Below are 7,517 nucleotides of genomic sequence, written 5' to 3' on the forward strand. Positions count from 1 at the left end.
CTTTGCCGGCGGCACCCAGCTCGGCCAATGCCTGACCACCCTGCACGCGCGGCACCAGCGCATCCTGGTGGGCCGGCGCACGCTGGTGCTTTTGATTACCGACGGGCTGGACACCGGCGAGCCGGAGGCCTTGGCCCAGGAACTCGGCGCCTTACGCCGCCGCTGCGGCCGAATTTTGTGGCTCAATCCGCTGTTGCGTTTTGACGGCTATGCCCCGCTGGCCCAAGGGGCGGCGGTGTTGAACCGTCATGTGCACGGCATGCTGGCCGTGCACAACCTCAGCAAGCTCGAAGACCTGGCCGCCAGCGTGGCCGGGGTTTTGCGGCGCTGAATCAGTTTTTTTACTTTACTCAGGAGATCCATCATGGAAATGCAAGGTAACCGGCAACTCGCCATCGCCCAACAACAGGCGTGGGACGCCCTCAACGACCCCGCCGTGCTCAAGGCCTGCATTCCCGGCTGCGACAAGGTCGAGGCCTCCGGTGAAAACCAGTTCACCATCGGCATGTCGATCAAAATCGGCCCCGTATCGGCCAAGTTCAGCGGCAAGATCACGCTGTCCGACATCGTGGCTCCGCAGAGCTACACCATCAGCTTTGAAGGGCAGGGCGGGCCGGCCGGTTTCGGCAAGGGCCACGCCGGCGTGCAGCTCACGCCCAACGACCGCGGCACCGAACTGAGCTACAGCGTGCAGGCCTCGGTCGGCGGCAAAATTGCCCAGATGGGCCAGCGGCTGATTGACGGCGTCGCAAAATCCATGGCCGAAGACTTCTTCAAGCGCTTCGACGAGCACATGCAGCAAAAGCATCCCGAGGCCTATGCCGCGCTGGCTCAGGCTGACAGCGCCGCAGCCCAAGGCGGCGCGTCGGGCCAAGCGGCTGCGGACAAGGCGCCCTCTGCCGGTTCGGGCCTCATGGGCGTGCCCACCTGGGTCTGGGTGGTTGGCGCTGCGGTGTTGGTCGTGGCTGTTTCTCAGATGGGTTGATTGCAAAAGGTCGTATGGAAAATCTGGATGTGATGGTGCTTCGCGCGCTGCTGGACTGGCGTCAGGCCGGGCGGCGGGCGCTGCTGGCGACCGTGGTGCGCACCTGGGGCTCCTCGCCCCGGCCTGTGGGCTCGATCATGGCCTTGTGCGAAGACGGCGCGGTGGTGGGCTCCGTCTCGGGCGGCTGCATCGAGGACGATTTGATCTACCGCTTCACGCGGGCCTATGCCGCGGCGGCAGGCGCCCCGCAGCCGCACGAGCAAGAAATTCCCAGCGGCCCGCCGCAGTTTGTGAAGTACGGCATCACCGCCGACGAGGCGCACCGCTTTGGCCTGCCCTGCGGCGGAACGCTGGAGTTGCTGCTGGAGTTTGACCCCGACCCCGCCATCCTGCAGGCCCTGGTCGCGCAACTTGCGCAGGGCCAGCTGGTGCGTCGCACGGTGCGCCTGTCTGATGGCATGGCCGGGCTGCAGCCCAGCACCGAGCCCTCTGATTTGTCGCTCAGCGACACCGAGCTGGTCAACACCTTCGGCCCCGAATACCGCATGCTCATGATCGGCGCGGGCCAGCTCAGCGAATACGTGGCCACCATGGCGCTCTTCTCCGGCTTTGCGGTCACCATGTGCGATCCGCGAGAGGAATACCGCGGCGCCTGGTCGGTGCAGGGTGTCACCGTTACCAGCGACATGCCTGATGACGTGGTTACCGCCTTCAAACCCGACCGCCGCAGCTGCGTGATCGCGCTAACCCACGACCCCAAGCTCGACGATCTTGCCCTGCTCGAGGCGCTCAAATCCGATGCCTTCTACATTGGCGCGATTGGCTCGCGGCGCAACAACCAGGCGCGCCACCAGCGCATGATTGAGCATCTGGACCAGACGCCTGAGACCCTGGCCCGGCTGCGCGGCCCGATTGGCATTTACATCGGCAGCAAAACGCCACCCGAGATTGCGGTGAGCGTGATGGCCGAAATTTTGGCGGCCAAAAACGGCGTCAAGCTGCCGCGCGATATGGAGGTGTCTTTCGCCAAGGACGGACTCGAGATCGCCCACAACGACCCCGGCGCTCTGGTGTGCGGCATTCCCGGCGCCAGCCGGCCTGCCGGCTCGGCCTAGGCCCTGTTGTGCGGCTGTAGCAGCACCACCAAGGCGCCTGCGCCGCCCTGGGCCGGCTGCGCCTGCACGAAGGCCACCACCTCGGACTTCTGCACCAGCCAACGGTGCACCTTGTCCTTGAGCACCGGCGCCTTGCCCGGCGAGCCCAAGCCCTTGCCGTGCACCACCCGCACGCAGCGTATGCCGTTGCGGTGCGACTCGCGGATAAAGGCGCTCAGGGCCTCGCGCGCCTCGTCGCTGCGGTAGCCGTGCAGGTCAATCTGTTTTTGGATGCTCCACTTGCCTTTGCGCAGCTTCTGGGTCACGTCGTGGCCCACGCCTGGTCGGCGAAAGCTCAAAAGTTCGTCGGTGTCGAGCAGGGTGGACACGTCCACCTCGTCGCTGATGGCCTCTTGCAGGGCGGCTGCATCGTCGAGCATTTGCTGCTTAGGGATAGGCTGCGGGCGCTCGGGCGCCAGCTCGGCGCGGGGAATCGGCTCCAGCGCCTTGACCTTGCCGATGGCCGCCTGAAACAGGTTGCTCGCTGCGGCCCGGCGTTTGGCTTCCAGGGCCTTTTGGGCCGCCAATGCCGCATCCCGCGCGGCCTGGGCCTCGATCTCTTTTTTGACCAGCTTGAGGTCTGACAGGGCGTTGATTTTCATGGCGGCCCTTTAAATGAATCCTGCTTCTGTCATGGACAAGGCTTGCCCGGTGCCGACGATGATGTGGTCCAAGACCCGCACGTCCACCAGCGCCAGCGCCGCCTTGAGGGTGTGGGTCAGCGCCTCGTCGGCGCGGCTGGGTTGCACACTGCCGCTGGGGTGATTGTGCGCCAGCACCACGGCGGCGGCGCTGTGGTGCAGCGCGCGGATGACGACTTCGCGCGGGTACACGCTGGTCTGGCTCAAAGTGCCGCGAAACAGCTCTTCCATGGCCAGCAGCTTGTTCTGGCTATCCAGAAACAGCACCGCAAACACCTCGTGCCCCTTGGCGGCCAGATGCAGCTGCAGGTAGTGCTTTACCGCCTGCGGGTCGGCAAACACTTCGCGCTCTTGCAGCCGCTGGGCCATGGCGCGGCGGGCGAGCTCGAGCACCGCCACAATTTCGGCCCGCTTGGCCGGCCCCAGGCCTTTCACGCGCTTAAGGTCGTCGGCCGTGGCGTTTAGCAGGCCGGCAATGCCGCCGAACCCGCCGGGGCTATTTAGGGCCTCAATACCGTCTTTTCGCCCGCCACCATTGCGCGAGTCGCTATCATTTTTGAGTTGCAGCAGCTCCTCCGCCATCTGCAAAACGCCCTTGCCTGCCATACCGGTGCGCAACAAAATCGCCAGCAGCTCCGCATCGCTGAGCGCGCCTGCGCCCCGCGCCAGCAGCTTTTCGCGCGGTCGGGCCTCGGGGGGCAGGTCTTTGATGGGCATGACAGCGGGCTAGGCTTTCTACAATACAAGCAGTTTATCGGGACACCTATGACAAGCACCCCACCCCGGGTTCAGCCGGGCTCTTTCCTTACCCTGCACTACCGCCTGGGCGGACCCGCCGGCGACATCATCAACACCTTCGACGGCAAGCCCGCCACCCTGAGCCTGGGAACCGGGGAGTTGTCGCCGGCGGTGGAGGCGTGCCTGCTGGGTATGGAGGAGGGCGCGCGCGCTACCTTTGAGTTGCCGGCCGGCGCTGCTTTTGGCGAGCGCAATTCCGAGATGCAGCAGTGGCTGGCCCGCAAGGTGCTGCGCGACATGGGCGACCCCAACGAAAGCTACCAGGTAGGCGATGTGGTGCAGTTCCCCACGCCCGACGGGCAAGGGCAGTTTGCCGGTGTGGTGCTGCAGTTGCGGGGCGATGTGCCGGCCGAGCAGGCGGTGTTGTTCGATTTCAACCACCCGCTGGCCGGCCAGCCGGTGACGTTTGAAGTGCAGCTGATTGGAGTCTTATGAGTAACAGCAGCCACAGCGTTGAAATCCTGTTGGCCGAGCCGCGCGGTTTTTGCGCGGGGGTGGACCGCGCCATCGAGATTGTGGAAAAAGCGCTGGCCAAGTTCGGCCAGCCCATCTATGTGCGCCACGAAATCGTGCACAACACCTACGTGGTGGACGACCTGAAAGCCCGCGGCGCCATCTTTATCGAGGAGCTCGACGACGTTCCCCCCGGCGCCACGCTCGTGTTTTCGGCGCACGGCGTGAGCCAGGCCATTCAGCGCGAGGCCGAGCGGCGCGGTTTCAGGATTTTTGACGCCACCTGCCCGCTGGTCACCAAAGTGCATGTGGAAGTGGCCAAGCTCGCCAAAGAGGGCTTTGAGTTCGTGATGATCGGCCACAAGGGCCACCCCGAGGTAGAAGGCACCATGGGCCAGCTGGAGAGCGGCATCCATCTGGTGGAAGATGTGGCCGATGTGGCCCGCATCCAGCCCCGCCAGACCGAGCGGCTGGCCGTGGTAACCCAGACCACCCTGAGCGTGGACGACGCGGCCGAGATTACCGCCGCCGTGGTGGCCCGCTTCCCGCTGATCCAGAAGCCCAAGATGCAGGACATCTGCTACGCCACCCAGAACCGCCAGGACGCTGTCAAGGTGATGAGCCCGCAGGTGGACATCGTGATTGTGGTTGGCAGCCCCACCAGCTCCAACAGCAACCGCCTGCGCGAGCTGGCTGAAAAGCTGGGCACCGTGAGCTACATGGTGGACCATGCCGACGAGCTCAAGGCCGAATGGTTCGCGGGGCGCAGCCGCGTGGGCCTGACTGCCGGCGCCAGCGCGCCGGAGGTGCTGGTGAAAGCGGTGATAGACCGCATCAAGGCGCTGGGCGCGGTGTCGGTGCGCAAGATGGACGGCATCGAAGAAACCGTCAAGTTCCCGCTGCCCAAGGGCCTCAGGCTGGATGCATGATTTCTGGCCTGATTTCTGGCCTGATTTCCGCCCCTCACAGCTACCTTTATTCCCATTTTTGCTACTAAATAAATAGCTGCTCGCGCAATAGAATAGGGCGCAACAGCCACATTAGACCCTCAAAGCACCATGCTAGACATTACCCTGCTGCGCAAAGACCTCGACTCGGTGCTCGCCCGCCTGCAAAGCCGCAAGAATCCCCAAGCCTTCTTGAATGTGGACGCCTTCAAGGCGCTGGAGGCCGAGCGCAAGACCATCCAGATGCGCACCGAAGAGCTGCAGGCCAAGCGCAACACGGTCAGCAAGCAAATCGGCATGCTCAAAGGCAAAGGCCAGCACGCCGAGGCTGACGCCGCCATGGCCGAAGTGGGCACCCTTAAAGCCGAGCTTGAAGCCTCTGCCACCCGGCTCGACGCCATTCAGGCTGAGATGGAAGCCATGCTGCTGGCCGTGCCCAACCTGCCGCACGAGAGCGTGCCGATGGGCGCGGACGAGTCCGGCAACGTGGTGGCCCGCACCTGGAGCCCCGACGGACGGGGCCCGAAAACCTTCGACTTTGAAGTCAAAGACCACGTCGACCTTGGTCAGCCGCTGGGGCTGGACTTTGAGATGGGCGTCAAACTCACCGGCTCGCGCTTCACCGTGATGAAGGGCCCGATTGCCCGCCTGCACCGCGCCCTGGCCCAGTTCATGCTCGATGTGCAAACCTCCGAGCACGGCTACACCGAGTGCTACACCCCCTACATCGTCAACGGCGACAGCCTGCGCGGCACCGGCCAGCTGCCCAAGTTTGAGGAAGACCTGTTTGCCGCCAAAAAAGGCGGGCAGGACGGCGAAGCCGGCGAAAGCACCAACACCGCGCTCTACCTGATTCCCACCAGCGAGGTCCCGCTGACCAACTTTGTGCGCGATGTGGTCACGCCCGAGGCGGCGCTACCCATCAAGCTCACCGCCCACACGCCCTGCTTCCGCTCCGAGGCGGGCAGCGGCGGGCGCGATATTCGCGGCCTGATCCGCCAGCACCAGTTCGACAAGGTGGAAATGGTGCAAATCGTCCACCCCGACCACAGCTACCAGGCGCTGGAAGACATGACCGGCCACGCCGAAGCCATCCTGCAAAAGCTGGGCCTGCCGTACCGGGTGATGAGCCTGTGCACCGGCGACATGGGCTTTGGCGCCGCCAAGACCTACGACCTCGAGGTCTGGCTGCCGGCGCAAAACACCTACCGCGAAATCAGCTCGGTCTCCAACTGCGAGGCCTTCCAGGCCCGCCGCCTGCAAGCCCGCTTCAAAAACGCGCAGGGCAAGAACGAACTGGTGCACACCCTGAACGGCTCCGGCCTGGCCGTGGGCCGTGCGTTGGTAGCGGTGTTGGAGAATTACCAGCAGGCCGACGGCAGCGTGACCGTGCCCGAGGTGCTGCGCCCTTATATGGGTGGCGTCGAGGTGCTGAGCGCCTAAGCCAGCCTGCTAGAATCGCGGCTTCGTTTCGACCGACACGAAACCTAGGAGAGGTGGCAGAGTGGTCGAATGTACTTGACTCGAAATCAAGCGTAGGGGCGACCCTACCGAGGGTTCGAATCCCTCCCTCTCCGCCAATAAGTCTGGGCTCCCCTAACAAGGAGCCCTTTCTTTTTGCAAAGCGCCGCACCGAGCGGGCTTTGGCAGGGTGATGTAACTTTCTGCACTTGATTACAAGGCCTTTTAAAGTGTCGGTTACCAACCCATTCCCAGAAGTGCATGTGCTGCAATGCTGCGCTATTGCGAGCTGGACAGTTTGGCCATAGTGTTGATTTACAAGGCTTGGCGGGAGTGGGCTAGATTGCTGGCAGCCCGAAGTGATTCTTGAGGCTGTAGACCCCGTGAGATATGCGTTAGCCGCAATTGAAACAGGAGCTAATGCTGTGCCCAAGGATCCGGTTTTTTAGTCAATCGAGGACGGAAGTACCGTCGCCTCGGTCAGAATAGCCATACAAAATCAAGGGATCTCACAATGACGCTGCCCAAAGGCTTGTACGACCGATTGATCTACGAGGATGAAGTTGGTGAGGTCACCAGCCTGACGGGTCAACACCGTGCACTGGTCGCTGCGCCTACGGTGCACCAGCGGCGCGAACAATTCCTTGCAGAGTTGGCGCATCGCTTGCCGGAACTGCTGGACGCTGCGGCGGCCGGGCAGCCTGATGCCAGCGAAAAGGCTAAAGCCGAGATTGAACTGATCCGCCAGCTACTGATGCAATTGCGCCCAAGTGGCCAGGGTGGGCGTCTGCCGGCCATGCCGGCGCAGTTACTCAAGTCGGTTCATGCACCCAATACCGAAGTGTTGATGCCCGCCACGGGGTTGCGCCACCCCTGGCTGTTTACTTCTGCCAGGGCCGACCCGTCGCTGCTGAATGAATTGCGCGCCGAGTTACGCGAGGTCGATCGAGTAGATATTCTGGTCAGTTTCATTACATGGAGCGGCGTACGCAAATTGCTCGATGTCTTGGAGCAAGTCACTGCGCTCGATGCGCATGGCAGTCCGAAGACAAAGTTCCGAATACTGACGACCACTTAC

8 protein-coding genes, 1 tRNA gene and 1 pseudogene are annotated in these 7,517 nt (G+C 63.4%); 8 read left to right on the forward strand and 2 right to left on the reverse strand.

Going from position 1 to position 7,517, the window contains the following annotated elements:
- The 3 genes from Q0O05_RS10470 to Q0O05_RS10480 form a co-directional block, all read left to right on the forward strand.
- A partial coding sequence (locus Q0O05_RS10470; protein ID WP_293662777.1) for a VWA domain-containing protein occupies positions 1-331 on the forward strand: 331 nt, incomplete at its 5' end.
- 33 nt (positions 332-364) lie between these two features.
- Complete coding sequence (locus tag Q0O05_RS10475; protein WP_293662779.1) at positions 365-985, forward strand: carbon monoxide dehydrogenase subunit G; 621 nt, start codon at positions 365-367, stop codon at positions 983-985.
- A 14-nt stretch (positions 986-999) separates the two neighbouring features.
- Complete coding sequence (locus Q0O05_RS10480) at positions 1,000-2,100, forward strand: XdhC family protein (RefSeq protein WP_293662781.1); 1,101 nt, start codon at positions 1,000-1,002, stop codon at positions 2,098-2,100.
- On the opposite strand, the gene Q0O05_RS10485 is transcribed toward Q0O05_RS10480, so the two are convergent.
- A complete protein-coding gene (locus Q0O05_RS10485; RefSeq protein WP_293662783.1) occupies positions 2,097-2,741 on the reverse strand; it encodes a Smr/MutS family protein in 645 nt (214 codons plus the stop codon). The genes Q0O05_RS10480 and Q0O05_RS10485 overlap by 4 nt on opposite strands.
- A gap of 9 nt (positions 2,742-2,750) precedes the next feature.
- Entirely contained in the window at positions 2,751-3,497 is a 747-nt protein-coding gene (gene radC, locus Q0O05_RS10490; RefSeq protein WP_293662785.1) for a DNA repair protein RadC, read from the reverse strand.
- A gap of 48 nt (positions 3,498-3,545) precedes the next feature.
- Between radC and Q0O05_RS10495 the strand changes: the two genes are divergently transcribed.
- The 5 genes and pseudogenes from Q0O05_RS10495 to Q0O05_RS10515 all read left to right on the forward strand — a co-directional run.
- The gene (locus Q0O05_RS10495; RefSeq protein ID WP_293662787.1) at positions 3,546-4,013 is read left to right on the forward strand and encodes an FKBP-type peptidyl-prolyl cis-trans isomerase; all 468 of its coding nucleotides are present in this window, start codon (positions 3,546-3,548) and stop codon (positions 4,011-4,013) included.
- Positions 4,010-4,960, forward strand: coding sequence for a 4-hydroxy-3-methylbut-2-enyl diphosphate reductase (gene ispH, locus Q0O05_RS10500; RefSeq protein ID WP_293662789.1), 951 nt, complete (start codon positions 4,010-4,012; stop codon positions 4,958-4,960). The genes Q0O05_RS10495 and ispH overlap by 4 nt, the downstream gene beginning before the upstream one ends.
- A gap of 129 nt (positions 4,961-5,089) precedes the next feature.
- Complete coding sequence (gene serS / locus Q0O05_RS10505) at positions 5,090-6,421, forward strand: serine--tRNA ligase (RefSeq protein WP_293662791.1); 1,332 nt, start codon at positions 5,090-5,092, stop codon at positions 6,419-6,421.
- 47 nt (positions 6,422-6,468) lie between these two features.
- Positions 6,469-6,558 (forward strand) — tRNA-Ser (locus tag Q0O05_RS10510).
- Between the two features lie 395 nt (positions 6,559-6,953).
- Positions 6,954-7,517, forward strand: a pseudogene (locus Q0O05_RS10515) (DUF3427 domain-containing protein); the annotation flags it as partial.

This window comes from Rhodoferax sp. OV413 (genome assembly GCF_945881795.1).
Lineage (GTDB): Bacteria > Pseudomonadota > Gammaproteobacteria > Burkholderiales > Burkholderiaceae_C > Allorhodoferax.

What these genes read in the sequence shown, in the direction of transcription:
- Q0O05_RS10475 (WP_293662779.1), top strand. Translation starts at nt 365, where the DNA reads ATGGAAATGCAAGGTAACCGGCAACTCGCCATCGCCCAACAACAGGCG.
- Q0O05_RS10480 (WP_293662781.1), top strand. Translation starts at nt 1,000, where the DNA reads ATGGAAAATCTGGATGTGATGGTGCTTCGCGCGCTGCTGGACTGGCGT.
- Q0O05_RS10485 (WP_293662783.1), bottom strand. Translation starts at nt 2,741, where the DNA reads ATGAAAATCAACGCCCTGTCAGACCTCAAGCTGGTCAAAAAAGAGATC.
- radC (WP_293662785.1), bottom strand. Translation starts at nt 3,497, where the DNA reads ATGCCCATCAAAGACCTGCCCCCCGAGGCCCGACCGCGCGAAAAGCTG.
- Q0O05_RS10495 (WP_293662787.1), top strand. Translation starts at nt 3,546, where the DNA reads ATGACAAGCACCCCACCCCGGGTTCAGCCGGGCTCTTTCCTTACCCTG.
- ispH (WP_293662789.1), top strand. Translation starts at nt 4,010, where the DNA reads ATGAGTAACAGCAGCCACAGCGTTGAAATCCTGTTGGCCGAGCCGCGC.
- serS (WP_293662791.1), top strand. Translation starts at nt 5,090, where the DNA reads ATGCTAGACATTACCCTGCTGCGCAAAGACCTCGACTCGGTGCTCGCC.